Here is a 25638-nt window from a genome sequence, read left to right as displayed (position 1 = left end):
TAGTATTCTATTAATTACGCCGATCATAAAATACGCCATCTGTCTGCAGGGACTGATATGGATTCACATATTTTTGATTGGATGCTTTTTTTATTTTCAGCTTTTTCAATTCCTGCTGTATATTGTTTTTTTCCTCATTCATAAGCTGTAGCAGCTCTTCATCTTGCTGTAACAATGCTTTTCCAAGCTGCTTCTCTCTTCCCGTTTGTGGAGGGGATAGCAAGGTCAAACAAGCTTGTCTTTGATTCAGCAACTCTTCTACTTTGGGAATAAACTCCTCTTTATCAGTGTCTTCCTTCAATACTCGAATTAAACTTGCCGTAATCGTATAACATTGCTTTATTGCTTCCATTAAATCTGACCGCCTTGACCATATTGCTTTTGACGATTAAGCTGGACTGCCTCTTTCCAAGTATCACGGAATTCCGTAATTAATAGTTCTACTTCTTCTAAAATGCTGCGATTGCTTTCAATATTTGCCCTCATTAACTGACGGTTCATATAGTCATAAAGAGCCATCATGTTTTTAGAAACAGGAATATCCATATTTAATGTTACCATTAATTCCTGGATAATATTTTGTGTTTTTTGGATATTAACATTTCTTACCTCTATATTCTTTTCATCGATTGCTTTTTTTGCCAAGTGAATAAATTTTAAGCAACCGTTATAAAGCATTAATGTTAGATCCCCTGGCGATGCAGTAGTAACAGCGTTTTGCTGATACGATTGATATGGATTGGAAGTTGCCATGTTTTTAAAACTCCTTTATTACGAACTAAACATATTGGTTAAATAAGTTGATTGACTATTTGCTTTGCTTATTGCTGTTTCCATCGCAGTAAACTTAGTATAATAGCGGTTCTCTGTTGTTTTTAATTTATCTTCATAACGAGTAATTTGGTCTGCATAATTATTTAGCAGCTTGCCAATCGTAAATGTATTATTAACACTTGATGCCCCGCCTGCTTTTGCCTTGATATCATTCATCGCCGTTTTTAAACTGGCACGAAGACGCTGGGCAATTCCTTGCTCAGATGAAGTAGCAGCTCCGCTTTTTTGAAAAAGTTCATAGATGCCATTTGGATTTTCAGAGATAGCAGCACGCAGTTTATCTTCATCGATGGTTAATTTTCCGCCATCCAAGTAATTGCTTGTTGTGGTAATTCCAATTTGCGAAAGCTGTGTAAATCCAGTAGATCCGGAAACTGGACCGCTTATATTGCCTCTCATTTTCGTCAAAATTCCAGATAAGATAGAATCATTGCGAAGAGTTCCGCTTTTCGCCTTTTCTTCCCAAAGCTTAATGTCATCCTCTTCCATATCCTTCTTTTGTGCTGTTGTAAGCGGAGCATAATCACGATACTTTGATTCACCAGTTTTGGTTTTTATTTTATCAATCACTTCATTATATTTATCAACAAACTTAACAATCGTATCCATAATTCCATCAACATCCGCTGTTGAAGAAAATGTGACAGGAGTGGATGTTACCTGTTTTGCTGTAAATTCCACTCCATTAATTTGGAAGGTATTAGAAGAACGAGTGATGTCCATACCGTTATAGGTAAGTTCAGCGTTGGTTCCTTGTGTTCCAGCATTATAAGACACTGCAAGCTTATTATTACTATTTACTTTTAAGATATTGTTAAAAAACTTCTCTCCCGATGCTCCATCATCTGATAAGACAATTTCTGAACCATTCTCAATATCCCCTGTGTTTTTAGCAGTAAAGGATATCTTTTTAGAATTAGCATCATAAAATGCTGTTACACCAGAATCTTTATTAATTTTAGCGATTACACTATCTAAAGTATCATTAGCTGTGATTTTCAATTCAAACGGCTTTTCCTGCATTTTCCCATCTTTTGCAATCGCACTGATTTTAATTGTTTGTTCTCCTATATTTAGCTTATCCGATGAATTAGTAATAGCCGTTTCAGCTGTACTAAACATCGTCGCAGCCGTAGCCAACTTATTCACTTGAAGAGACCCGGTAAAATCAATCGTCGAATTAATGTTTTTAATCGAAACAGCATTCGGGTCAGAAACATTGACCGCTTTTTTTATATAACTTGCCTGTCTTGAAACACCGTTGGAAATCTGCTGATCCAATTCAAGCAGCATGGAATTCATCGTACGGTAGTCATCTCTTTGCCATTCTGTGTAAGTTTTCTTTTGTGTAATTTTGTCTAATGGTTTTCGTTCGGCCTGCATTAGCTGTTCTACCATGGAATCAATGTCCATGCCGCTCGCTAGCCCGCTTATTCTAGTAACCAAAATCCACTCACCTCTTTATGCCTTTTTATCCACTACTAAACCGACAAACTCGGTCATCGCAGCATACATATCTAAGAATTTTTTTGATGGGATTTCCTTGACCACTTCATCGGTCACATCATCCACAATTGTGACATAGTATTCATTTAACTTTTCATGCAGCTGAAATTTCACCGAAGTATGAGATGGCTCCATAAATTCATTCATGCCTTGCACGATGTCATTCAGCTTCTTTCCATTCATTTGAGTTCCAGAATCAGCTTCTTCCTTTTGAAGAGTCTCATCCGGATGATTTGTTTTTTCTATGTTTGTATTTGTCATAATTGGATTATGTTCCATTTGTCTAGATGCAGTAAATATCGGTTGGGAAACAACTTTTTCAATCATTTTACATCCCCCTGTAATTAACAACTAGAATTTCTATAGATTATATCGACAACTTTTCAAAAGATTAAAGAAAATTGTGGGAAATATCCATGATTTAAGAAGAAATAACTAGATGTCTTAGGGGAAAAGGACCTAGTTTTATTTTTTTGGTTTGGATAAAAATAAATCATTCGTTAGACTTCCCTCATGCAATTAGGAAAAAAACATTTCGACAAACTCTCTAAAATTACCTTTCCCTTTCACAAAAAACGCAAGATTACTAATAGTAACATCTATTATTCTGTCGATGTTTATCTAAATGACACTAACGATTTTCATTACGATAATTGGAATCATTTGTTAAAATTAAACCTTATTACAACAACGATTTTAGAGGAGGATTACCATGAAAGACTTAGCTTATTTAACAGAAGAGGAAAACATTGAAAAACGCCCAGATACGGAAGAAGAACATGAATATTTTTATAAATTATGGGAAGACGATCGCTTATAAACCATCCTTTTTAGGATATCTTCTCTTTGATTAACATGAACATTCCTTTTATAGATGAATTACATAACATTTTCTACATGCTCTTTTAAACTTCATCTCTATCAATCAATTTCTCTACAATTTCAATCTTTTTAAAAAATACTCTTGGACTTTCCATCCAGAGTATTTTTTTTGCCCGTTTCATTCTAATAATATATTTACAAATCTCCTTTTTATATGTTAACCTTTTTACTAAAATAGTTAACATATAAAAAGGAGATTTATGGAAAATTATTTTTGGATAGCAGGCACAGATACCAATATAGGAAAAACGCTCGTCACTACATACCTTATGCGCTATTTTCAATCAAAAGGGGCGTCCGTCATCCCTTACAAACCGATTCAAACAGGCATCATGATAGAAAATTCAACTCCATACTATGAGGACACAGCATGCTATCAATCTTTCAGCAAACAGCCTTTAGTAGAAAATCATATAAACACCTACTCTTTTAAAGAGGCTGCCTCTCCTCATTATGCGGCAAAGTTAGAAGGACGCGACATAAAAGAAGAGATTATTCTTCAGCATATTGACCAATTAAAAGATTCATATGATTATGTGCTGTGCGAGGGGGCAGGCGGATTATATGTTCCATTAAGCGATCAGCGCTCCTTTTATTTGCTTGATCTGATCAAGCAATCACAGCTTCCTGTCATCTTAACTGCGGGAACACAATTAGGAACGATCAACCACACCTTATTATCTGTGGAAGCATTAAAAAAGAATCATATTCCGATTGCCGGGATTGTATTTAATCGTTTTGAAGGCACTAATATAGAGAAGGACAACATAAAGACGATTCAACAGCATACAAACTTGCCTTCCCTTACCCTTCCTAAGTTAGAAAGCCCATCTGAATTAACACAAATTCAGATAGAGAACAGCGAATTTTTTGAAAGGATACAGAAACGATGACACTCCTTTCCGATTTACAAAAAAGAGATTTACAACATGTTTGGCATCCTTGCTCCCAGATGAAGGATTACGAAGATTTTCCTCCTATTGTTATTAAAAGGGGCAAAGGCATCTATCTATATGATGAAAAGGAAAAGCAGTATATAGATGCCGTTTCTTCTTGGTGGGTGAATTTATTTGGGCATTGTAATGAACGGATAAGCACAGCCTTAGCAGAACAAGCCTTTCAATTGGAGCATGCTATCTTTGCGAATTTCACTCATGAACCTGCCGTTTTGCTTGCAGAAAAACTAGCGAAACTTACACCGGATGGTTTAACAAAGGTATTTTTTGCGGATAACGGCTCTTCTGCCATTGAAGTGGCATTAAAAATGAGCTTCCAATATCACCAGCAAAAAAAGAAACATACTAAAAAACGGTTTCTAGCATTAACAGATGCTTATCATGGGGAAACACTTGGAGCACTCTCTGTTGGAGGAGTTGGTCTTTATAATGAAGTGTTTCGACCACTTCTGCTGGATACTATCCGAGCACAGGGTCCTGATTGCTTTCGTTGCTCCTTTAACGAAAAGCCGGCAAGCTGTCTTGCACCTTGCCTTTCAGCTGTTGAAGAAAAATTAAAAAAGCATCACGAAGAACTGACAGCCGTTATTATCGAACCATTAATTCAAGCAGCAGCCGGGATGAAAATGTATCCTCCCTCTTATTTAAAAAAATTAAAAGAACTATGTTTGCAGTATGATGTCCATCTGATTGCCGATGAAGTGGCCGTTGGATTTGGGCGGACAGGAACGATGTTTGCCTGTGAACAAGGAGGCATCACACCAGATTTTATGTGTTTGTCTAAAGGATTAACTGGCGGCTACTTGCCATTGTCAGTCGTTGTAACAACAGACGATGTGTATGATGCCTTTTACGATGATTATGGAAGCATGAAAGCATTTTTGCATTCCCATAGCTACACAGGCAATCCATTAGCATGCAGAGTAGCCCTTGAAGTATTGGCGATTTTTGAGGAGGAAAACTATCTAGAACAGATTCAGCAAAAAAGCAGGTATATGCATAAACTTGCCTCCACTGTTTTCACTCCCCAATCCTATGTTGGCGAGTACAGGCAAACAGGCATGGTTGGTGCGATTGAGTTAGTTAAAAACAAAGCAACAAAAGAGCCTTTTCCTAGTGAGGCTAGAGTTGGCTATCATATTTATCAAATTGCTCTCGAAAAGGGCTTGCTGCTGCGCCCCCTTGGAAATATTCTTTATTTTATGCCGCCATATGTGATCTCAAAAGAAGAAATCAACACGATGATTTCTATCGCAAATGAATCCATTCAGCAGTATTTTGAAACATCCGTTTTTTCAAAGGAGGTACTTTTACATGAATAGAAACACTACTATTTCATTGGCAGTTGTCTCGATGTTTGCAGCATTAACAGCCATTGGAGCATTTATCAAGATTCCTCTTCCCTATGTTCCATTTACATTGCAAGTTTTGTTTGTCTTTTTATCTGGTAGTTTATTAGGGAAAAAAAATGGAATGCAAAGTCAGCTTGTATATGTTTTTATCGGTCTTGTTGGGTTTCCCGTTTTTACACAAGGAGGAGGAATTGGCTATGTTCTGCAGCCAACATTCGGCTATTTAATCGGCTTTATTGCTGGTGCCTATGTTATCGGATGGATTATTGATCACATAGATCAGCCAAAAATCTATCAGTTTATTCTTGCCAATTTTGCTGGCCTTCTAGTTGTTTATGCGATTGGTGTTCCTTATCTTTACTTGGCGCTGAATAGCTGGATGGACATTCCAAGCAGCTGGACCCATGTCGTCATGATTGGCTTTGTATACAGCATTGCTGGCGATATTATTATTTCTGTTATTGCCGGCTTTTTAGCAGCAAGATTATACAAAGTGTTTTATCGTATTCGAAATACAAATAAAATCTATAAGCAAGAGGAGAGTATACTATGAATTGGTTACAGTTGGCACAAGAAGTGATTGACGGAAAAATAATAAGTGATCAAGAAGCACTCAGCATTCTTACATGCGACGACGATGAGTTATTGCCTTTATTACACGGTGCCTTTCAGATTCGCAAACATTATTATGGAAAAAAAGTAAAATTAAATATGATCATCAATGCAAAAAGCGGCTATTGTCCGGAAGACTGTGGATACTGTTCTCAATCTTCCAAATCCAGTGCGCCTATTGAAAAGTATCCGTTTATTTCAAAAGAAGAAATTTTAGCAGGAGCAAAAACCGCTTTTGAAAATAAAGTAGGTACCTACTGCATCGTGGCAAGCGGTCGCGGACCAACACGAAAAGACGTGAAAGTGGTTAGCGAGGCAGTTGAAGAAATCAAAGAAAAATATGGTCTGAAAGTATGTGCGTGTCTTGGTCTTTTAAAAGAAGAGTATGCAGCACAATTAAAGGGCGCAGGAGTAGATCGTTATAATCATAATGTAAATACATCTGAACGTCATCATGATTATATCACCACTTCTCACACGTACGATGATCGAGTGAATACAATTGAAACAGTGAAAAAACATGGCATTTCTCCATGCTCTGGAGCGATTATCGGCATGAAGGAAACAAAAGAAGATGTCATTGACATTGCCCGTTCCTTACATAAACTCGATGCCGATTCTATTCCTATCAACTTTCTGCATGCAATAGACGGAACGAAACTAGAGGGCGTTCACGAATTAAACCCGCGCTACTGCCTTAAAGTGCTGGCATTATTTCGCTACATCAACCCAACAAAAGAAATCCGTATATCAGGCGGCCGTGAAGTTAACTTAAAAAGTTTGCAGCCACTAGGTTTATATGCTGCCAACAGCATCTTCCTCGGAAACTATTTAACAACAGAAGGACAAGAAGCAAATCAAGATCACAAGCTAATTGAGGATTTAGGATTTGAAATTGAGTTGGTAAAGAAGCAGGAAGAAGAGGTTAGTTGTTAAAAGCTGTTTACATGTAGTGAATCCTTCTTTTGTTTTTGCGTTTCTAGTGCAAAAACAAAAGAAGGATTTTTTAATTGGTACTATTTTATTCTTTTTCTGGCTGAGTTTTAAACTACTTTATTTAAACACTTTCGAGAGGGATTATTTCAGCATTCTTGCTAATGATTGTTTTCATGATTTTCTGACAATCCAAGTAAATTTCATACCACTTCATAACTTTATCTAACTCTGTTTTCATCACACAAGATCCTTTAACATCTTTGTAAAATCATCTTCAGTGAGTGATTGAAAGCTACCTTTCAATCTCTTGTTTCGATAGATCCATCCTTTTTCTGAATGATGCAATACACTATAACGATTAAAAAGTGAATGAATATGCACTCTTCCACTAGCTCCAATAATGAATCGCCCTACCGGAACTACTTTGATGCTTTCTGTTCCAATAACCAACTCTAATGTAGGAACTTTGTAGCTTCCAAAATGTTCTTCTGTTAGTTCTATTTCCCCTTCAACAATATTAATTAACCCTTCTTTTTGCGATGGTGTAAGCCATCCTTTTATCCGCTCCATAAATGTTTTAACACCTTGAATTCATTTTATCTTCTCTTTATCCCAATCGACTTTCCCTTGGCTATACTCAGCCTTTTACTTTCTTAAAAAATCAGCTAAATCGTCTGACATAGCAATCATCACCTCATTTTTAATTTATACTTCATTACAGTTCATTTTTCAAAAGAAGAAACAATCATTCTACTTCAATATGCTATCAACCCACTTCTACCGGTTTCCCCTTCAAATTTTGAAGCAATAGAAAGCTATTGAACTCTTATTCTTGTAGTTAAGTAACAGAATACGTTAATAATACAAACGGAAAAATATGTAAAGTTCACTTTACAGTAAAGGTCACTTGACATATCATAATATAGGAGAAGTGTAAAACAATGGAAAATAAACTTAGGTATTTTCGAGAAAAGAACAATATCTCCCAAGAGACATTAGCCAAGGTTTTAACAGTAAGCAGGCAAACAGTTATTTCAATTGAAAAACAAAGATACAACCCTTCTCTTGAATTAGCCTTTTCAATAGCAAAATATTTTAATTGCAGAATTGAAGACATTTTTATTCCAAACAACGAAAGGAACGATCAATCATGAAGAAATTAAATATTATATTAGGTGTTTTGTTAATAGTAATGGGGGCATACTTCTTAATTGATAATGGTTCAAAAATGTTAGGTGTTATATTTTGTATTAGCGGAATTACTTCAGTTGTAACAGATATTTTATTTTCTGCTAATGAACCAAATGATGAAAGAAGACAAGCGATAAAACTTAGAAATGGACATATATCCTATTTATTTAGTATTATTTTTACCTTTATTATTTTATTACTCTTTAATTATGCTGTGATTAAAGACCCACTAAATGGATTTTTACTTATTTTAGCAGGAAATGTACTAGTCTTTCCTTTGACTCTCTTTTATTATAATAAAACCATGTAAAAAAAGAGCAGTTTAATAATAGCTGCTCTTTAATGTAGAAGTTACGTTGTATGCAAAATTAGAAAAGATACCATTTTAGATTCTATAAAGGAGACTATCATTGCTTTGAACAAATAAAAAAGCCGACTCCCATCCTAATCTAGAATGGAAATCAACTTCTTCTACAGCGGGTAGGGTATTAGTTAAACCTTAGGGGTGAATTCATACACTTTTGGCTGATTCATGTATTGTTTAAAGAAATCTGTTTCGATATTAAATAGATACGATAACAGACCCACTTCAAAATTTGTATGATTTATTAAATCTTGAATCGAACATAGCTTGTTTTCTACCAAAAATTTAAGGGCATGACGTATTTTCCCCGGTCTCATAATAACAAGTTCATTATCTAATGGCTCTTTGTTTCTAAACTGATATTTGTTTAATGAAGCATTAAAGTATCGATATTGCTGATAATCCATTTCCTTCAACGAATACGTTCTGTGCCCCATTGCCGCAATAGATACATGCCATTTTTTCTTTAAATCTATATACGATTTTGGATTAGATTTCCTTTGAATATGTTTTAAATCATAGAGGAACTTCTTTTTAGGCAGTAAAAAGCTAGAAGCGAAATAATTGGCTTCTTTTTCTACTTGGTCGAATTCTTTTTGTTCTAACTCAAATATATCGATGCGATGATGTAATAATAGGTGGCCTAATTCATGAGCTAAATCAAAATTTCTTCTCACAGAAGATTTTTTCCTATTACTAAGCATGATAAATGGTCTATCTTGGTTAGACCAGACGCTATATGCATCTACTTCAGTCCCTAATGACTTTTCGAAAATAAACGCACCGCTTTTTTCTAAAAGAAAAAGGAAATGGTCATTGCTTTCTTTATTTAAACCAATTAATTCTCTTGTTAACAAAGCAATTTGCTCAATGGTTTCTTCTCTTGCTATGCCATTCATTTCATTTTTATGTTGCAGCTCGATTGATTGATTTCTTATTTCCACCAAAAGGCTAGAGGGATAAGCAATCCACTTCTCCATAAAGTCGAGCATAAAATGAAGATATTCCAAATGAACACTTTCTGATTTAGCTTTTTTTCGACTACTGCGTTCTGTCGCTCTATACGCAATATTATTTTCACTTATTTGATTCTTAAGCCTATCTGGAGAATAAAAGAATTTAGCTTTTATCTGAAAGATATCCCTCATTTTATTGATCGTTTCTAACCCTGGGGTCGTGTAACCATTCTCATACTGCCATACTGCCTGCTCTGTTATTCCAAGATTATTTGCTAGTTCTTGTCTAGAAAAGCCATGAAGTATACGCATGTTGGTTAATTTTTCTCCAACAAACAACTTGGGTTCCTCCTTTAAAATTACTCATCTTGATTTGTACGCTTTTGGCTAGGAATAATAATTCCATAGTCTCCTGTCACTACTCTGCTTTCTGCTTCTAAATCACCTCTAACTGCAGATAAAGCTTCTTCATCATACTCTATACCCAAATTATCAATAAGCTGCGTCCAGTCCGCAACTTGATAAAAATGAGATAATGCTGGACTAGGAAGTGTTAAATGGATTTCAGAAATCATTTTTGCTTCATCGATTGCATATGTAACCACATAAAAGCGATTAAATTCTTTTTTAACTTTGTCTAATTCATTACATGCATCCTTTGTATCGACAAAAAATCCATCTTCAAATAAAGTAAAGCCTAATTGCTCTGAATTCTCGACTTGTCTAATTGGTTCTGGAAAATCCAAATTTTTATTTATTTCTGCTAACTGTGACAAATAGTTTTCTTCGTTTACATTTTCCTTTTTAGCTGATCGCACAATTGGTTCTAGTGCAGAACTATTTTTTATAATAAATAAAACTTTATGTTCCTTATTAATAAAACGTAAATATCCCCAAGTATATCCAGCTTTTGATAAAGTATAATCGATTCCTTCTCCACATACTTTCGAAACAGCATGTTCAATATGGTTCCCTTTCACCCAAGCATAGGCGCTGCTAATATTCATTTCTGCCTTCTTTTGCTTGCGTTCAGCTAGGTAACTGGTATATCCCTCTACAATGCCTTTTACAATATTTTGACTTAATGAATCTGAAAACTGATATCCTTTCACGAATTCATTCCCCATTTACTGTTATTTTATGTAGATGATACTATTTTATACTAACTCTCTATATTTTTAAATAAAAAGCGCAAATCGTATAAAAAAATTAAAGTAATAGCGTTATATTAGAAAATTTCTAAAATACCATTTTTATTTAAGGAACTTCTCTTAAACAATATTTAATGAATGGAGCACACTCGTATGCAGCTTGTTTTCAATATATTGGAAATATCATAAACGAAACACAAAGACCCTCCCCTTTAAAAAAGGGAGGGCTTATTCTGAAACGATTAAAAAACTCTGGTATTGTCTATCTATTAGACTTCCAATCAAAAACAAAATCCTCATCCGTCAATGGCTCTACTTTTGTTGCTTTTACATAGCCATTTCCTTTCACGGAGAAGAAATCATGATTTTTTGTGTCTGTCTTCATGCCGTTTTCCACAATCGGGTTGATTGGCTCTGACGGAAAGACAGGCTCAATTCCTAGATTCATGCAAGCTTTGTTCGCATTGTAGCGGATAAATTTATTCACTTCATCCACTAGGCCAATTTGCTTGTACAAATCCTGTGTATATTCTAGTTCATTTTCATAAAGAATGTTTAATAAATCTAATCTTTCACGAGCAGCTTTTTCCTGTTCCTCTGGTGTTAGCTTCGCAAATAGCTCTTGCGCAATAAGACCAACATATACGCCGTGAATGCTTTCGTCTCGGATTATCAAATTAATAATTTCTCCAGAAGCCGTTAGCTTTCCTTGTCCTGCCAAAAACAGCGGATAAAAGAACCCAGAATAGAACAAGAAGGACTCCAAATAGACAGAAGCAACGGTTGCCATATAAAGATCATAGTTAGTTACTTCCGGCTTAAACAGCTTTTGATAGTATTCGGAGATCCGTTTTCCCTTTAATTGCAATTGAGAATGATTGTGGACCCAATTAAATACTTCGTCAATCTCTTCATCTGTAGCTAATGTCGTGAAAATAGTAGAATAGGATTTAGCATGGATTTGTTCCATCATTCCCATAAAGGACAATACGCCTTTACGCTGCAGTCCCTCTACGTGCATGCCAATCAAAGGCATTCCTTCTCCACCTTGCTCTGTATCCAACAACGTCAAGCCACCTAGCACTTTTTTGTAGGTATCTTGCTCTTCTGGCGATAGTTCTCCCCATGTATTTTTATCAGCAGAAAGACTAATCTCTTCTGGAAGCCAGAACTGTCTAGTATTTTGCGTATAAAACATCTGTGTGAAATCATCTTCATGTTGATTCCAGTTAACAGCATACTTTGTCATGTCATTTCCCCCAGTAATTCAATAAGAAACCAGCGCAAGCGCCCTCGAACAGCTCTGAAGAAAAATGTTCACATGATTCAAAAAGCGTTTTTTTACTTTTAGAGGCATGGGGTTATTTTTCACAAGAGCTAGCTGCTTGCGCTAGACACTAATCTAAGTTAAAAAATTTTAAACTTTCTTATCTTTAAATAAAGAGGAGACATTGCTCCCCAATTTCTTCACCTATTAAACGGCACATGCGATACATTCGTCAATTGCTAAATTGCGAGTCCGTGTGTAGTAAAGTGATTTTAAACCTATTTCATTGGCATAAATATAGTATCGGGCTAACTCTTTCGTTGAAACATCTGAGTTTACATAAAGAATAGAAGATATTCCCTGATCTACATGCTCTTGTGCAGCTGCAATTAAATCCATGATCTTAAATTGGTTCATATCAAACGCAGATTTATAGAACCAGAAGTTCGTTTCATCCATATAAGGCATTGGATAATAGGTTGTAGAGTTTGCATACGTACGAGACTCTATTTGATTAACAACCGGCATAACAGACGCTGTCGCATTTTGGATATAACCAATCGATTGCGTCGGTGCAACAGCAAGGCGATACCCATTATATAACCCATACTTTTTCACTTGTTCCGCTAAGTTTGCCCAATCCTCACACGTCGGAATAGAAATCCCTTCGAACAATTGCTTTACCTTGTCTGTTTTCGGAGCAAAACTTACTTCTTTATACTTTTCAAAATAAGTTCCTTTTGCATACTCCGACTTTTCGAAGTCTTTGAACGTTTCTTCTTTTTCCTTTGCAATCAGCATGCTTTTTTCAATTGAATAGAAGTTCATCATCATAAAGAAAGTCGCCGTAAAGTCTCTTGCTTCATCTGATTCAAAACTGATTCTATTTTTCGCTAAATATCCATGAAGATTCATCGCACCTAATCCGACTGCATGAAGCTCTTCATTGGCTTTTTTAACAGATGGAGCATTTTTCACATCCGATATATCCGAGATAGTTGTTAATGCCTCAATACCAACATGGACAGAATCCCTAAAGACATCGCCAGGCTGCATCACATTTGGTATATTCAAAGAGCCTAAATTACAGTTAATATCACGGCGGATGATATCCTCTTGATCGTAATCATTGATTTCAGATGTTTCTTGAAGCTGGAATATCTCTGTACACAAATTACTCATTTTAATTTGGCCAATATCTTTAAGGGCATGCGCTCTATTTGAATTGGATTTATTCATAAAATACGGGTAACCTGATTCCAGCTGAATTTGCGCTATTTTTGTAATCATTTCCCGTGCTGACATGACGATGCGCTTTTTCACATTTGGGTTGGCCGCAAGCTCTTCGTACATATCGTCCATTCTCATATCATCCAAATGAACACCATATTCCTTAAAGACACTGAAAGGAGCGAATACATACAAGTCTTTATTTTCTTTTGCTAATTGGAAAAACTTATTTTCCACAATCAATCCAATAGAAAGAGTTTGAATACGCGACTTCTCATCGGCATTTATTTTTTTGGTATCTAGAAATTCAACAACATCCCAATGGAAGATATTCAAATAAGCAGCTCCTGCGCCTTTACGCTGACCAAGCTGGTTTGCATAAGAGAATGTGTCTTCCAACAGCTTCATAACAGGCACGACACCAGATGCAGCATTATCAATCCCTTTAATCTGCTCATTGCGGGAACGAAGCTTGGAAAGGTTAAGAGCTACACCGCCCCCTATTTTCGATAACTGACCAGATGTATTGATATTATGGAAAATCGAATTTAAAGAATCATCCATTTCCAATAAGAAACAGGAAACCATCTCCCCGCGGCGGCTTCTTCCAGCATTTAAGAAAGTAGGCGTTGCAGGCTGATAACGCTGTTCGATCATCGCAATTGCCGTTTTCTTCGCTTTGTCAAAATCTCCTTGCCCCAAAAATAAAGCAACGATGATAATGCGATCCTCGTATGTTTCAAGATAGTTTTTCTTATCATTCGTTTTTAAGGCATAATCTTTATAAAATTTTGAGATAGCCATATATGATTGGAATTCAAAATGATAGTCATAAACCAGCTTTGTAATTTCTTCCAGATCAGAAATCTTGTATTGGTCCAAAACCTGCGGGTAATAGAAATCTTCTTCTAACATGTATGTGAATTTTTGTGCAACAGAGTCAAAACGAATCAATTTTGGCTTAATTTCTGATTCTAAAAATTCAGCCACAGCTTCTTTGTCTTTTTCAAGGCGGAAGAAGCCATTTTCGTTAAGCTGTGTCACTTCGTTGTTTAATTCTATATGTCTCATCGTTAATATTTTGCACCCTTTCTCTCACTATCTCTACATCTTCGGGCATGCCACTCATCTCAAATTTATGTAAGATAGGTACCCCGTACATTGTTGATATTTTATTAGCACTTAAAGCGAAATTTTGTCCCCAATTTTTATTCCCACTAGCAGCTACAGCATGCAGGTTGTTTGGGTTTAATTTAAGGAAATCTATAGTTGTTTGAGGGACTTGTCCCATACCAGTTGTATAAGTTAATAATATATAAGGCTCATAAACTTTTAATCCAGCCTTTAATTCTATCACTTTATTTTCTAAAAATCCTAATTTATGAACAAATCGACGCACATTTCCCGTCTTGCTGTCAAAAACGATAAGCAAACTTGATCCCTCCCTAGAGGCTATAAATAAGAAAAGCGCAAGCGCCTTTGAACAGCTCTGAAGAAAAATGTTCACATGACTCAAAAAGTGTTTTTTACTTTTAGAGGCATGGGGCAATACTCACAAGAGCTAGGCGCTAGAGCTAGACACTAATCTAAGTTGTAAAATTTTAACCTTTCTTATCTTAAAAAAAAGAAAATAATCTATATTTATCAATACCCCTGTTTTATACAAGAAATACTAAATACAGATAATTTCAGATAATTCATGTCAATATATTGTGTATTACACTATATAATCGTATTTTCAGATGATAGTCAATACCGCTCGTTTTAATTATTTTGTCAACAAATTTCGCTTAAAAATATTGGTTATTTATCCGGCTGCTTGTGGTTGTTGATTCGCTGGCTTTATGACAATGTTTTTCGAGTATTTAATAAAATTTTTATGGGGATGGGTACTTTGATTCGTTTTGCTGTCATACTATATGGGTAATTATTTTTAAATAAAAAGGTCCTTTTATGGAAGACTTTATCGTATTACTAACAATCATTCCTTTAACTAGTAAAATTTTTACTTTCGAGTATATTTAAGTGGAAAAAGTTCATCGACTTTAGTTTTTACTAACTTGAACTTCACAGTTATATATTACTCTTCATGTGTTTCCATAACTTAGGGGCTTGCTTTCCGTTTCAGGATGCTCGCTTTCCGTGGGGCGTGCGATGAGCCTCCTCGGCGCTTACGCCTGTGGGGTCTCATCTAACCCGCTAATCCCACAGGAGTCTCGCACCTTCCACTACAATCAAGCTGTTCGATCAATTAGTTGCTGCCGCCAAACTGGTAAAAACATCCACTTTATAGAAATAAACTCGAGTTACACATTTTGGTAGAACAACGTCGAATAGTTACATAAAAAAAATCAACGCTACTATTGTTCAGCAATCCTACCAGTTTATCATCTTATCGATTCAGTGCCAATATCCAATATTTAGATAGTTCCAACAAGCATTCTGTAAAACATCTTTTAAAACTAGCTTTTTTGGGTAGAATTCATGCAACAAATGTTGCATCTGCCACACGAAAAGAAGTGATTTTCAGCACAGAGCAGTCAGAATACACGAAGACTCCCGTGGGAATGCGAGAAAGACGAGACCCTGCAGGAGCATAGCGACGAAGCGGCTCGGCGCTCGCCCACAGGAAAGCGAAGTGTATTCTGACTGCGGGCTTATTTGAGAGCACCACTTTTCCGGATAGACACTCATGCAAACAAACTTTGCACCATGAACAATGAAAATAGGCAGTTTGATTAAGTTCATTGATAGGTTAATGCAGAGAGCAGCCGGAATACACGAAGACTCCTATGGGATTTGCGGGACAGGCGAGACCCCGCAAGCGCAGCGAGGAGGCTCGGCGCCCGCCCCATGGAAAGCGAAGTGTATTCCGGCTGCGGACCCATTTAAGAGCACCACTTTTCTGGGTATACATCCGTGCAACCAATTTTGCACCTAGCACATGAAAAGAAGTGATTTTTAACACAGAGCAGTCAGAATACACGAAGACTCCCGTGGGAATGCGAGAAAGACGAGACCCCGCAGCGCAGCGAGGAGGCTCGGCGCTCGCCCACAGGAAAGCGAAGTGTATTCTGACTGCGAACTTATTTGAGAGCACCACTTTTCCGGATAGACACTCATGCAAACAAACTTTGCACCATGAACAATGAAAATAGGCAGTTTGATTAAGTTCATTGATAGGTTAATGCAGAGAGCAAGTGGAATACACGAAGATTCCTATGGGATTCGCGGGACAGCCGAGACCCCGCAGCACAGCGAGGAGGCTCGGCGCCCGCCCCATGGAAAGCGAAGTGTATTCCGACTGCGGACTTATTGAGAGAACCCAAAACCACTTTTCAGGGTAGCCTCTGTGAAGAATCTATTAATATTGAAATTCCTTGCATATAAAGCCATTTCCTGTTATATTACAAACAACTAAATACTTTCTTATTTCAAACTTTTTTTGAAGTGAGGATAGAGGTGCAAAGATCATAAGTACACAATTGGAGGAGAATGAGATCCATTGATAATTGTGAAAAGGGGTATTTGCCGAAGTCGAAAGAATCTCATGTTCTTGAAGCTGGTTCTGCTGTTGAATAAATACAGAACTGTCGTATAGGAAACTATATGGAGGGCTATCTTACGCATAGGAACGATTTTTTATTTATCCTGATTCTATTGCAGCAACGATTGCCTCGTTGCTGCTTTTTGCGTTCAAAAAATGGCCCGACCACCTCTAATTAAAAAAATTTAAAAAGGGCGTGTACGTTTATGAATTTTGGCCAAGTATTAACAGCAATGGTTACTCCGTTTGATCATAAAGGTGAAATTGATTTTTATGCAACAAAAGAATTGATTGAATATTTAATTGCAAATGGAACAGATACTTTAGTTGTCGCTGGTACAACTGGAGAATCTCCAACATTAACCACCGAAGAAAAAATCGAATTATTTAAATATGTCGTAAACGCTGTTAATGGAAGAATTCCAGTCATCGCTGGAACTGGATCCAACAACACAAGGGCTTCCATTAACTTAACCAAACATGCTGAGGAAGCAGGAGTCGATGGTATCTTGCTAGTTGCACCATACTACAATAAACCATCTCAAGAAGGAATGTATCAACATTTTAAAGCAATAGCTGAATCCACTTCTTTGCCAGTTATGCTTTATAACATTCCAGGACGCAGTGTAGTGAATATCTCTGTCGAAACAATTGTACGCCTTTCATCGATTCCAAATATTGTGTCACTTAAAGATGCAAGCGGCAATTTAAATGCAATGGCAGAAATCATCAGCCAAACTCCTACTAATTTCACCCTATATAGTGGAGATGATGGATTAACATTACCCGTGTTATCCATTGGAGGAGCAGGAGTTGTTTCCGTTGCCTCTCACATCATTGGCAATGACATGCAAGAAATGATCAATACCTTTAAAAAAGGCGATATTCAAAATGCTGCTGCTCTACATCACAATCTTCTCCCAGCGATGAGAGCATTATTTACTGCACCAAGCCCTTCACCAGTAAAAGCAGCATTAAATCTAAACGGTATACAAGTTGGTGACGTTCGCTTGCCATTGGTTCCTTTGAATCAGGAAGAGGAACGTGAACTTAAAGAGGTTTTGGAGAGAAGTAGTGTTAAAGCTACTTGTTGAAATAGATACTAATAAAACCCACCCGTGGATTATGGGTGGGTTTCAAACTGGAGAAAAATCCGCCTTAAAACGTGCGGAAGCCATAAGCAGACAAAAAGGGTTAAAAATAGGGTTACGCATTTCCGGGGCCTGACCTCCAGTGCATTAAAGTATTACTGTAACGGGAATCAGGTTCCATAATTCAAACTGGACTTTCAATAAACTGATTTTCATCATTCATAGAAACAATATTCATTGTTGGTAGAATTATTGGCCAGTGACCATCTCTCGGTTCACCAGGTTCAAAGTATTTTGTTTCGTCTATTTTTATGGCACAGCTTTCTGCAGTACCATGAAAACCGTAAAATGAATATGTTTTTTGTTCCTGCATATATGGAGACGTTGCTGTAGTATATTCTAAAATTAAAAAAGCTTCATTTGTTCCAATTTAGTCTGACTAAGCGATTCACTATCTACTAATTTATACCCCATCGAATGGTAACCTTTTAATCGTTTATCAAACATTGCTTTTAAAACAGGTTCTTTATCATCAACATAATCAAAGACCTTAACATTTGTTTTAAAATCGTGGATACGATGCAATCTTCCCACGTATTGCTGTAATGTGCCTTTCCAAGACAAGGGCATAACTAAGAATAAAGTATCTAGTCGTTCATGATCAAATCCTTCGCCAATATATTTTCCTGTAGCAATAATTAACCTTTCTTCATTGTCAGGCAATTCTTCTAGTCTTTTTAGTTTTTCTTTTTCTGCTTGCTTACTCATTCCTCCTGTTAATACAAGAATATTTTTTGCAAAGCCTTTAAACCTTAATGCTAATTCATGAACATGCTCAACTCTTTCGGTTAAAATTAGCGGGATCGATCCATTTTCTAATTCTTTAAGAACATCATCAAAAATCATTTGATTACGATCTTTATCTTTTATAATTTCTTTAAATAGTGATTGGATATCTTTCTTGTCTTCCGTTTTTGCACTTTGAAAGTTAGTATGCCTAGACAATAGTATATGTTCAAATGGCCGAACCTTTGCTTGCGCTTGTGCATTTACTTTATATCGAATCGGTCCTAATTGCATTGTCATAATAGGCTGTAATCCATCTTTTCGAGTAGGAGTGGCAGTTAATCCATGAATATAAGTAGCATCTGCTTTTTTTAAAACACACTCAAAGCTATATGCAGAGATATGATGACACTCATCTACAATGATTTGACCATATTGTGTGACTTGCTCTTTAATTTCCCCTTTATAATTAAGACTTTGGATGGTTGCAATATCGATGATTCCTGTCTGTTTATTTTTCCCTCCACCAATTTGACCGATTTGATGATCTTCCACATTCAAAAACGTAGACAGACGTCCTTTCCACTGGTTAATTAGTTGTTTCCTATGAACAATTATAAGTGTATTTACATTTCTTTTAGCTATTAATGCAGCGGCAATGACTGTTTTTCCAAATCCAGTGGTTGCTGATAAAACGCCTATTGGCCTTTCTAATAATTTTATTGCCGCTTGTTCCTGTTCGACTCTTAAATTCCCCTCAAAACTTAATGATAAATTCGCTCCAGCATTTGTTTGGTCATGAAAATTATAATTAATCGAATATTTGTTCAGTAATGTTATCAAATCATCTTTACAACCACGGGGTAAAATTAAAAAACTATCTAACTCGTCATAACAAATAATATTTCTTGGTATACCATAAGTGGATAAACGCTTTGCCTGTGCTTTAAAAAATTCTGGATTTTTAAACGTTGATAACTGAATGAGTTTTTGAATAAAGGATGAGGGAAGATTTTCTTTTTCAATATATAATCCATTCTTTTCAAAGATAGTTAATTTGTCTGGAATATTGATTTGCTTTTTACTCGGTACCTGCTCCTTTATTTCCTTAACAATCTGAGAATTCTCATTACTCTTATTTGCTATATTAATTACCTTTTTCACATCGTCCAATTTTATTTTCTTCACACCATCTAAATACATCCACTGATCTGCATATGGCACAAAGTTTTCATCAACGAACACACTATTTTCATTTTTTCTTGGCTCTTTCTGTAATGGCAATGCGATTAAATTGCCAAATCCACCTTTTGGTAATGTATCTTGATTAGGAAATAAAAGGTCAAACGAATCCATGCCTACTTGATATCGCTTTTCCAACGTATGTGATAATAATACACTACCGAATTTTCGAGCTAAGGAGGACGGAATTGCTTGCTGAAAGAAAATCCAAACATGACATCCATTTCCTGATCTAGAACGCTCCACACATGCTGGGACATTCAACTCTTTGCAGGTATCCACAAAAGCACGCACATCCTCTTGCCAATTTTTCTTATCGAAATCAACGGCTAAAAACCAACAAGTTTCATCTTGTAATAATGGATAAATACCTATCGTACGTTTACCAATAAGATGATCATAAATTACTTGATCTGTTAAAGGGAGAAATGTTCGATGCTGACAATCAACACATTTAATAGTTGGCTTTTGGCACATAATTGGCTTCCATTCATGTTCACAAGCTGGAGAATAGCCCGACTTTCCATTTTTGGATTGCCAACGTAGGGCATAGACATCAGTTCTTCCTCTAAATAAATTTTTAAATATCAAAATTCTTTCTTTTAATTTCTCCTGTTTGGACTTATGTAAAGTTGAATTTGTTCGAGAATCCTTTTGACAAAATTCAATATTATGAGCTTTTAAAAGTTTCTTTAATCGACGATTTTCCTGAGTTAATCTTTCACATTCTTTCATTGTTTGTTGCAGCTGACGCTCAAGATTTTTCATTGTAGTCCCTCTATTAACGGTATTATTTAATTTTCAGTATACTGTTATTATACAAAAAAAGTGGATGTTGAAAATTTATTTATATGTGATGTGGACTATTGTGAAGAATGCATTTTACAATTTTAATTAAACCAATAAAATGCATTTATTTTAAAAGCAATAACCTACCCATTTATTTCATATTTTTTCCAAAAAGGCGAAATATTATTCTTTTAATTTCGAGTGGTCACAGTAACCACAAGTTTATTTCACAACTTAATTTTGCATCAATATAATATGTATATATTTTACATAGACACAAACATTAGGAAGATGGCTTCTTTTCATCATTTAATTTAGAGGGTAGAATAAAAATAAGAAAATAGCTGTAAGGGGGTTTTAAATTTGAGTTTAAAAGACTTGGAAGAATTTCTAAGTGATGAAAATCAAACGGAAGAATCTACAATTGATTGGAAACAAGAAAAAAAGATGTGGTTAAGTTCCATTAATAAGTTATACAGTGATGTGAGTACTTGGCTCGAACCACTCAAAACAAACCCAAATTTTAAGATTACTATGGATACAATAGTTTTGAATGAAGAAGAGGTTGGAGATTATGAAGTCCAACGAATGATTTTTGAATTAAAAAGTCAAAGGGCATTTCTACAACCAATTGGAACAATGATTATCGCTGCTAAAGGACGAATAGATTTAATAGGCGCAAATGGAACGGTAAAATTAATATTAGTTGATAAGCAACTAACTAAGCCTAAAGTAACTGCAAATATATATACTGAAAAAGAGTTCGCAAAATACCTAGAAAAAGCACAAGGGAAAGATCCTGCAAAAGAACCTAGAAAACCAGAATACGAATGGAAAATTATGACACAACCACCAAATGTTCAATATATTTCATTGAATGAAGAGACATTCTCAGATGCCTTATTGCGGGTTATTAGAAATGGCTAAAAGTGGTCACCTGTTTTCAGGTCAAAATCAGGATATCTCCAATATTGTTAACTGGTATCAACTGAATACGAGTGCTATTGAGAAATACAAAGGAACCATCCTTGGCTCATTGCGTTCTGAAGATTATGTGCCTGAACAATTTATAGGTATGACGGCGGTAGGAGTAATCGAATATTTCGATACACTAACTAAAGAAGTTGAAACCTCCTTTAGTTTAAGTGCTATTGCAGCAATTGAGGCAAAGTTTCGAATGGATTATATTATAAGAGCCACTAACAGATTAAAAGATACATTAAGTAGAGATTTTAGGGACATTTATAGAGAAAAAGGCAGAAGAGCGAGTTTAGAAGAAGATATACTTAATGGTTGGAAGACACATCATCCTGAACATAAGAATTTAATTAGTAACTATATCCAATCCCTTAATTACCGACATTGGCTAGCACATGGGCGCTATTGGATTCCTAAATTCGGGAGAAAATATGATTTTGCAATAACCTATGTAATTTGTGAAGAAATAGAAAATAGTATTCCATTTAACTATTAATCATTAGGCAAAGTAAATAAATAGCTAGAGCAATAATTAATGCTTCATACTTCTCTCTCCATTTTTGTAATTTGTTGAGTATATCTTCATTAATAAGACTCCTTATGATTGATCCAAAGGTTTAAACCCTTTCTCTTTCTCCTATTCACAGAAAAGCCTGTGCTTTCAAGAGTTGCGTACTCCAACTCAAACCAATTAGTTTTGTTAACTATGTGCTGTGGCTCAATCTAGTACCTAAAACATCGAAAATTAACTCTCTCTTTGTGTATTATCTTCACTTATAAAGTCCACTGGGTCCTCAAAATTCAAACATGAGCTTCCTCCTAAACAAATCATTTTTAATCGACACGTCCTATCCAAAAAGACAAATGTCCTTTTTGAGATCAGACCGATTGTTATAGCTATTACACTTCCAACCTATCTAAATCTGGGAAAAACGACATATCGAATTTCTCTGTTCTCACGTATTCAACTAGCGGTTCTTCAACTAAAATCGCTCACGTCCTGTGAGCAACGTTGAAGTCACCACATCCCGTGGAAGGCCGATGCTCACAAAGCTAAACCGCCTCAAACTTCTCGGTCCTTTTTATCCTCCTTTTTGAACACACACTTTTAAGAAATCTGACCCAATGTCATTGAAAATGTTGGGGTATAACTAGTACAATATAATAATACGAAAAATCACTGAATAGCAATAAGGGAGACATATTGATGGTGAAAAAATGGAATTCAAAGGATTGGGCAGAGGCAAAAAAACGATGCCGTCTGAATGAAGCTGAAATACAAATGGCTAAGGAGTTGGGGATAACACCAAAGGGTTTAATTAAAGTGATCCCTGAACCAAATCAGCATTGGAAAGCACCAGTGAAAGTTTGGATTCGTGAGCTCTATCAAGAGAAGTTTGGTAGGGTTTTAATAGATAAGCACACCAAAAAAGTCAAAAAACTAGAAAAACCGATTGTTTCTGAGTGGTGGGATGATGAGGACTTACCATTTTGATGAAATCTAAGGCTAATCGATTATCTGATGAAGAAATAAAGGTTATATTGAGAGCAGCAATTTTATAAGAAAAAGGGCTTTACGTATCCGAAAAGATGTAAAAAGTGTCGTAGAGAAAAGGATGATGAGTTATTTTATTAAAAAAATAATTCATGCGAAGAGCAATTAATATGGTGGGGGTTATGGAGGATGACTAGCGCAAAAGAAAAAGTGCAGGAAAAGAAAGTAGAATTACTAGCGTTAACAATGGAGTTTAGCAGGAAATTTTTAAATGAAGAATATGAGAAAGTAATTGAAAAATTGATAAACAAATTGGCTAGGAAAAGAGATGTTCCCTTTGTGTCAGGCCGTATTGAAATTTGGGCTGGGGCAGTAATCCACGCCTTGGGTACGGTTAATTTTTTATTCGATAAATCTACTCAACCATATCTGTCAGCAACAGACATTTATGAGTATTTTAATACAAAACAAAGTACAACTTCGCAAAAATCGAAGAAAATTAGAGATATGTTTAAAATGACTTATTTTGACGGTAATTTCTCGATAGCATCTGTTGAACAAAGTAGCCCATTTCATAATCTTTCTACAGTTAATGGATTGCTCGTCCCTCAAGATAGGTTGAATGAAAAGCAAGTCGATGTCGAAGAATGGGAAATTCAAGTTGCACAAATAGTAGGAATTAGTGGTTTAGTAAGAGGTCAAAAATATAAAGAAAGTTATCTGTACCAATCACTCCATGTAAAGGAAGAAAGTTTAATGCGTTTTTATGAATACCTACAACAGCATCTAACATTCCCTTTTCATGCGTTATATGAAGAGGAGATTAGTTCTTTAGAAGTCGCAGAATACGAAATCAACTGTATTCATTTAGATCAAAAAATGAAAGTTGATGAAAAATATGGCATTATTGTCGAGTGCCAAATAGAGAGAGAAAAAGTAATACTGCCGTTAGCCAGCATGACCTTGGATGAAAAAAACAGCAATTTTAAATACATCGAATTATATAAAGGTTGGTTTTGGTCGTATCGATGATTTTTGGTGCCTGATCCCAAAAATGGGGGTCAGGCTCCAGAATTGATTTTTCTAAAAGAGGACCACCTAAGCTAATAATAAATCCTTTGATTGGACCTCTGTTTTTGATATCATCTCCATTGCATCCATAACCTGTTGAATTCTCTCCAATGTAGCCCCGTAATACTCATTACGCTCATCTCTTGATACTTGTGAAGGAGATACACCTAAAAGATCCGCTAAATCTTGTTGGCTTAATCCTAAATAAATTCGATAAGCAATAAGCGTTTTCCCCAGTTGATGAAGATTGATTATCGTATCAAATTCGCCTCTTTTTATCCGTTCATAGTAAATAACCTCTTCCTTTAACTGTTCATGAAATGTGATGGATGGTTGTAATGCCTTTTCTACTTGTTCTATACTCAAGCCCATTTCCACTAATATCTTTTTTGGGTCGCTAATAAATAGCTTATCTTCTTGTAATTTATCTAATGCTTTTTGATAAGCAGCTTCTGTTTTTATCATGTATAACTCACCTCTATTTAATAATTTTTACAATCCCTTTAGGTAAGAACGTATCTCTTGTTTTTCTAAATGCAGCTGGAAATTGTTGTTGGTGACCATATTCATCCATAATCCCTGATGGTTGACCAAAATGTGGATATAACTCAACACGATAGCGGTGCCACATTGGAAGTTGCTTTTTTTGTATAACCTCGATAAGGTTTTCTACTGCTACTCTCCCATGTCCATATTTTATAAGGGTCTAAAGCATTTAGCTTCCTTTCCAATTGCCCACTAGCCAATTCCATTAAATCACATTCAAAATAGCCATCTATATCATTAGGATGTGCTTTTTCCTCTACAAAAGAACCATCAATATAAATTTGATCAATTCCTATATCCCATAATTGTTGAACCAACGCCTCTAATTGATCAATAAGAAATAACCTCCATTTAACATCCCATGGTTTCTGATTTTCTGGCCCTCTAACTAATACAGATTCTCTTAACTCATTTAAAGTTAATGCATAATCCTGCGCTGGTAATAATCCATCTTCATTAAAGTGCATCATTATTTTCTCCTTATCAACCAGTATACTCATTTTATTAACATATATGATAACTTAACTTATTTGTTAATTTTATTTTATCATTATTTTACTTATTTACAAGACATACAAAACAGAATTCTTCTTTACCGTAATGGGGGGCATATATATAGGGTCTGCCCCCATAGCCATCAAGCTAACGAAAGGATTCTGTCCATTTTCTTCTTTCGTTAGCTTTTTTATTTCCTCCTATCTCCATTATTCTTTAAAGGGCATAACGAAATAAGCCTTTTGTCAAAGACTTCTTATTTACATATTATGTAAGGTTATTAAGCTACTAGTGAGAAATGTTGTTCATAAGCAATATGTAAGATATCGAATACGGTTTGTTTTTTATATCGACGAGCTTT

The 25638-nt window shown here is 35.6% G+C and carries 26 protein-coding genes, 1 pseudogene and 1 riboswitch; of the genes and pseudogenes, 12 read left to right on the top strand and 15 right to left on the bottom strand.

Annotation, left to right across the window (positions count from 1 at the left end; genetic code table 11):
- Window positions 1-10 precede the first annotated feature (10 nt).
- The 4 genes from fliT to flaG are packed head-to-tail and all read right to left on the bottom strand — an operon-like array spanning window position 11 to window position 2667.
- Window positions 11-352: a flagellar protein FliT gene (gene fliT / locus AC5LWL_RS05050; protein ID WP_493433306.1), complete on the bottom strand. Its 342-nt coding sequence runs from the start codon at window positions 350-352 to the stop codon at window positions 11-13.
- Window positions 352-753 (bottom strand): flagellar export chaperone FliS, encoded by a 402-nt coding sequence (fliS, locus tag AC5LWL_RS05045; RefSeq protein WP_493433305.1) that lies wholly within the window; start codon window positions 751-753, stop codon window positions 352-354. The genes fliT and fliS overlap by 1 nt, the downstream gene beginning before the upstream one ends.
- Window positions 754-771: 18 nt before the next feature.
- Window positions 772-2280: a flagellar hook-associated protein 2 gene (locus AC5LWL_RS05040; RefSeq protein WP_493433304.1), complete on the bottom strand. Its 1509-nt coding sequence runs from the start codon at window positions 2278-2280 to the stop codon at window positions 772-774.
- 15 nt (window positions 2281-2295) lie between these two features.
- Window positions 2296-2667, bottom strand: coding sequence for a flagellar protein FlaG (gene flaG / locus AC5LWL_RS05035; RefSeq protein ID WP_493433303.1), 372 nt, complete (start codon window positions 2665-2667; stop codon window positions 2296-2298).
- A 755-nt stretch (window positions 2668-3422) separates the two neighbouring features.
- Between flaG and bioD the strand changes: the two genes are divergently transcribed.
- From bioD to bioB, 4 genes are read left to right on the top strand one after another with little or no spacing between them, the layout of a single operon-like run.
- Window positions 3423-4115: a dethiobiotin synthase gene (gene bioD / locus AC5LWL_RS05030; protein WP_493433302.1), complete on the top strand. Its 693-nt coding sequence runs from the start codon at window positions 3423-3425 to the stop codon at window positions 4113-4115.
- A complete protein-coding gene (gene bioA, locus AC5LWL_RS05025) occupies window positions 4112-5500 on the top strand; it encodes an adenosylmethionine--8-amino-7-oxononanoate transaminase (RefSeq protein ID WP_493433301.1) in 1389 nt (462 codons plus the stop codon). Before bioD ends, bioA begins: the two co-directional genes overlap by 4 nt.
- Entirely contained in the window at window positions 5493-6083 is a 591-nt protein-coding gene (locus AC5LWL_RS05020) for a biotin transporter BioY (protein WP_493433300.1), read from the top strand. Before bioA ends, AC5LWL_RS05020 begins: the two co-directional genes overlap by 8 nt.
- The gene (gene bioB / locus AC5LWL_RS05015) at window positions 6080-7078 is read left to right on the top strand and encodes a biotin synthase BioB (protein ID WP_493433299.1); all 999 of its coding nucleotides are present in this window, start codon (window positions 6080-6082) and stop codon (window positions 7076-7078) included. The genes AC5LWL_RS05020 and bioB overlap by 4 nt, the downstream gene beginning before the upstream one ends.
- A gap of 237 nt (window positions 7079-7315) precedes the next feature.
- On the opposite strand, the gene AC5LWL_RS05010 is transcribed toward bioB, so the two are convergent.
- Window positions 7316-7648, bottom strand: coding sequence for a hypothetical protein (locus AC5LWL_RS05010; RefSeq protein ID WP_493433298.1), 333 nt, complete (start codon window positions 7646-7648; stop codon window positions 7316-7318).
- A gap of 371 nt (window positions 7649-8019) precedes the next feature.
- Here AC5LWL_RS05010 and AC5LWL_RS05005 point away from each other — a divergent pair, with 371 nt between their 5' ends.
- Both AC5LWL_RS05005 and AC5LWL_RS05000 read left to right on the top strand, forming a co-directional pair.
- Window positions 8020-8232, top strand: a complete 213-nt coding sequence (locus AC5LWL_RS05005; protein ID WP_493433297.1) for a helix-turn-helix transcriptional regulator — start codon at window positions 8020-8022, stop codon at window positions 8230-8232.
- The gene (locus AC5LWL_RS05000) at window positions 8229-8579 is read left to right on the top strand and encodes a hypothetical protein (RefSeq protein ID WP_493433296.1); all 351 of its coding nucleotides are present in this window, start codon (window positions 8229-8231) and stop codon (window positions 8577-8579) included. Before AC5LWL_RS05005 ends, AC5LWL_RS05000 begins: the two co-directional genes overlap by 4 nt.
- Window positions 8580-8761: 182 nt before the next feature.
- Here AC5LWL_RS05000 and AC5LWL_RS04995 read toward each other — a convergent pair whose 3' ends face one another.
- The 5 genes from AC5LWL_RS04995 to nrdI all read right to left on the bottom strand — a co-directional run bounded on the left by AC5LWL_RS04995 (window position 8762) and on the right by nrdI (window position 14669).
- Window positions 8762-9928: a spr1629 family repressor/antitoxin gene (locus AC5LWL_RS04995; RefSeq protein WP_493433295.1), complete on the bottom strand. Its 1167-nt coding sequence runs from the start codon at window positions 9926-9928 to the stop codon at window positions 8762-8764.
- A 20-nt stretch (window positions 9929-9948) separates the two neighbouring features.
- Window positions 9949-10701: a spr1630 family ClpXP-sensitive toxin gene (locus AC5LWL_RS04990; RefSeq protein WP_493433294.1), complete on the bottom strand. Its 753-nt coding sequence runs from the start codon at window positions 10699-10701 to the stop codon at window positions 9949-9951.
- A 301-nt stretch (window positions 10702-11002) separates the two neighbouring features.
- The gene (gene nrdF, locus AC5LWL_RS04985; RefSeq protein WP_493433293.1) at window positions 11003-11989 is read right to left on the bottom strand and encodes a class 1b ribonucleoside-diphosphate reductase subunit beta; all 987 of its coding nucleotides are present in this window, start codon (window positions 11987-11989) and stop codon (window positions 11003-11005) included.
- Window positions 11990-12214: 225 nt separating this feature from the next.
- A complete protein-coding gene (gene nrdE, locus AC5LWL_RS04980) occupies window positions 12215-14308 on the bottom strand; it encodes a class 1b ribonucleoside-diphosphate reductase subunit alpha (protein WP_493433292.1) in 2094 nt (697 codons plus the stop codon).
- Window positions 14268-14669, bottom strand: coding sequence for a class Ib ribonucleoside-diphosphate reductase assembly flavoprotein NrdI (gene nrdI / locus AC5LWL_RS04975; RefSeq protein ID WP_493433291.1), 402 nt, complete (start codon window positions 14667-14669; stop codon window positions 14268-14270). The genes nrdE and nrdI overlap by 41 nt, the downstream gene beginning before the upstream one ends.
- A gap of 2017 nt (window positions 14670-16686) precedes the next feature.
- Window positions 16687-16865: riboswitch (Lysine riboswitch) on the top strand.
- Window positions 16866-16990: 125 nt separating this feature from the next.
- Here nrdI and dapA point away from each other — a divergent pair.
- A complete protein-coding gene (gene dapA / locus AC5LWL_RS04970) occupies window positions 16991-17878 on the top strand; it encodes a 4-hydroxy-tetrahydrodipicolinate synthase (RefSeq protein ID WP_493433290.1) in 888 nt (295 codons plus the stop codon).
- Window positions 17879-18059: 181 nt separating this feature from the next.
- On the opposite strand, the gene AC5LWL_RS04965 is transcribed toward dapA, so the two are convergent.
- Together AC5LWL_RS04965 and AC5LWL_RS04960 are read right to left on the bottom strand one after the other, a co-directional pair.
- Window positions 18060-18248 (bottom strand): hypothetical protein, encoded by a 189-nt coding sequence (locus tag AC5LWL_RS04965; RefSeq protein ID WP_493433289.1) that lies wholly within the window; start codon window positions 18246-18248, stop codon window positions 18060-18062.
- A gap of 32 nt (window positions 18249-18280) precedes the next feature.
- Window positions 18281-20671, bottom strand: a complete 2391-nt coding sequence (locus AC5LWL_RS04960) for a TOTE conflict system archaeo-eukaryotic primase domain-containing protein (protein WP_493433288.1) — start codon at window positions 20669-20671, stop codon at window positions 18281-18283.
- Between the two features lie 384 nt (window positions 20672-21055).
- On the opposite strand from AC5LWL_RS04960, the gene AC5LWL_RS04955 reads away from it, so the two are divergent.
- From AC5LWL_RS04955 to AC5LWL_RS04935, 5 genes and pseudogenes are all read left to right on the top strand, one after another.
- The gene (locus AC5LWL_RS04955; protein WP_493433287.1) at window positions 21056-21619 is read left to right on the top strand and encodes a hypothetical protein; all 564 of its coding nucleotides are present in this window, start codon (window positions 21056-21058) and stop codon (window positions 21617-21619) included.
- Window positions 21612-22166 (top strand): hypothetical protein, encoded by a 555-nt coding sequence (locus tag AC5LWL_RS04950; RefSeq protein WP_493433286.1) that lies wholly within the window; start codon window positions 21612-21614, stop codon window positions 22164-22166. The genes AC5LWL_RS04955 and AC5LWL_RS04950 overlap by 8 nt, the downstream gene beginning before the upstream one ends.
- A 711-nt stretch (window positions 22167-22877) precedes the next feature.
- Window positions 22878-23165, top strand: coding sequence for a hypothetical protein (locus AC5LWL_RS04945; protein ID WP_493433285.1), 288 nt, complete (start codon window positions 22878-22880; stop codon window positions 23163-23165).
- Between the two features lie 60 nt (window positions 23166-23225).
- Window positions 23226-23306, top strand: a pseudogene (locus AC5LWL_RS04940) (hypothetical protein); the annotation flags it as partial.
- A gap of 48 nt (window positions 23307-23354) precedes the next feature.
- A complete protein-coding gene (locus AC5LWL_RS04935; RefSeq protein WP_493433284.1) occupies window positions 23355-24197 on the top strand; it encodes a DUF6398 domain-containing protein in 843 nt (280 codons plus the stop codon).
- A gap of 66 nt (window positions 24198-24263) precedes the next feature.
- On the opposite strand, the gene AC5LWL_RS04930 is transcribed toward AC5LWL_RS04935, so the two are convergent.
- The 3 genes from AC5LWL_RS04930 to AC5LWL_RS04920 are packed head-to-tail and all read right to left on the bottom strand — an operon-like array spanning window position 24264 to window position 25252.
- Window positions 24264-24701, bottom strand: coding sequence for a helix-turn-helix domain-containing protein (locus AC5LWL_RS04930; protein ID WP_493433283.1), 438 nt, complete (start codon window positions 24699-24701; stop codon window positions 24264-24266).
- 13 nt (window positions 24702-24714) lie between these two features.
- Complete coding sequence (locus AC5LWL_RS04925; protein WP_493433282.1) at window positions 24715-24867, bottom strand: DUF6932 family protein; 153 nt, start codon at window positions 24865-24867, stop codon at window positions 24715-24717.
- On the bottom strand, window positions 24845-25252 hold the full coding sequence (locus tag AC5LWL_RS04920) for a DUF6932 family protein (RefSeq protein WP_493433281.1): 408 nt from the start codon (window positions 25250-25252) through the stop codon (window positions 24845-24847). The genes AC5LWL_RS04925 and AC5LWL_RS04920 overlap by 23 nt, the downstream gene beginning before the upstream one ends.
- Between the last annotated feature and the right edge of the window lie 386 nt (window positions 25253-25638).

This window comes from Niallia sp. WK069_GA_01 (assembly GCF_983173855.1).
The sequence above is the reverse complement of the archived record's forward strand: the minus strand, read 5'-3'. Positions and strand labels throughout refer to the sequence as shown.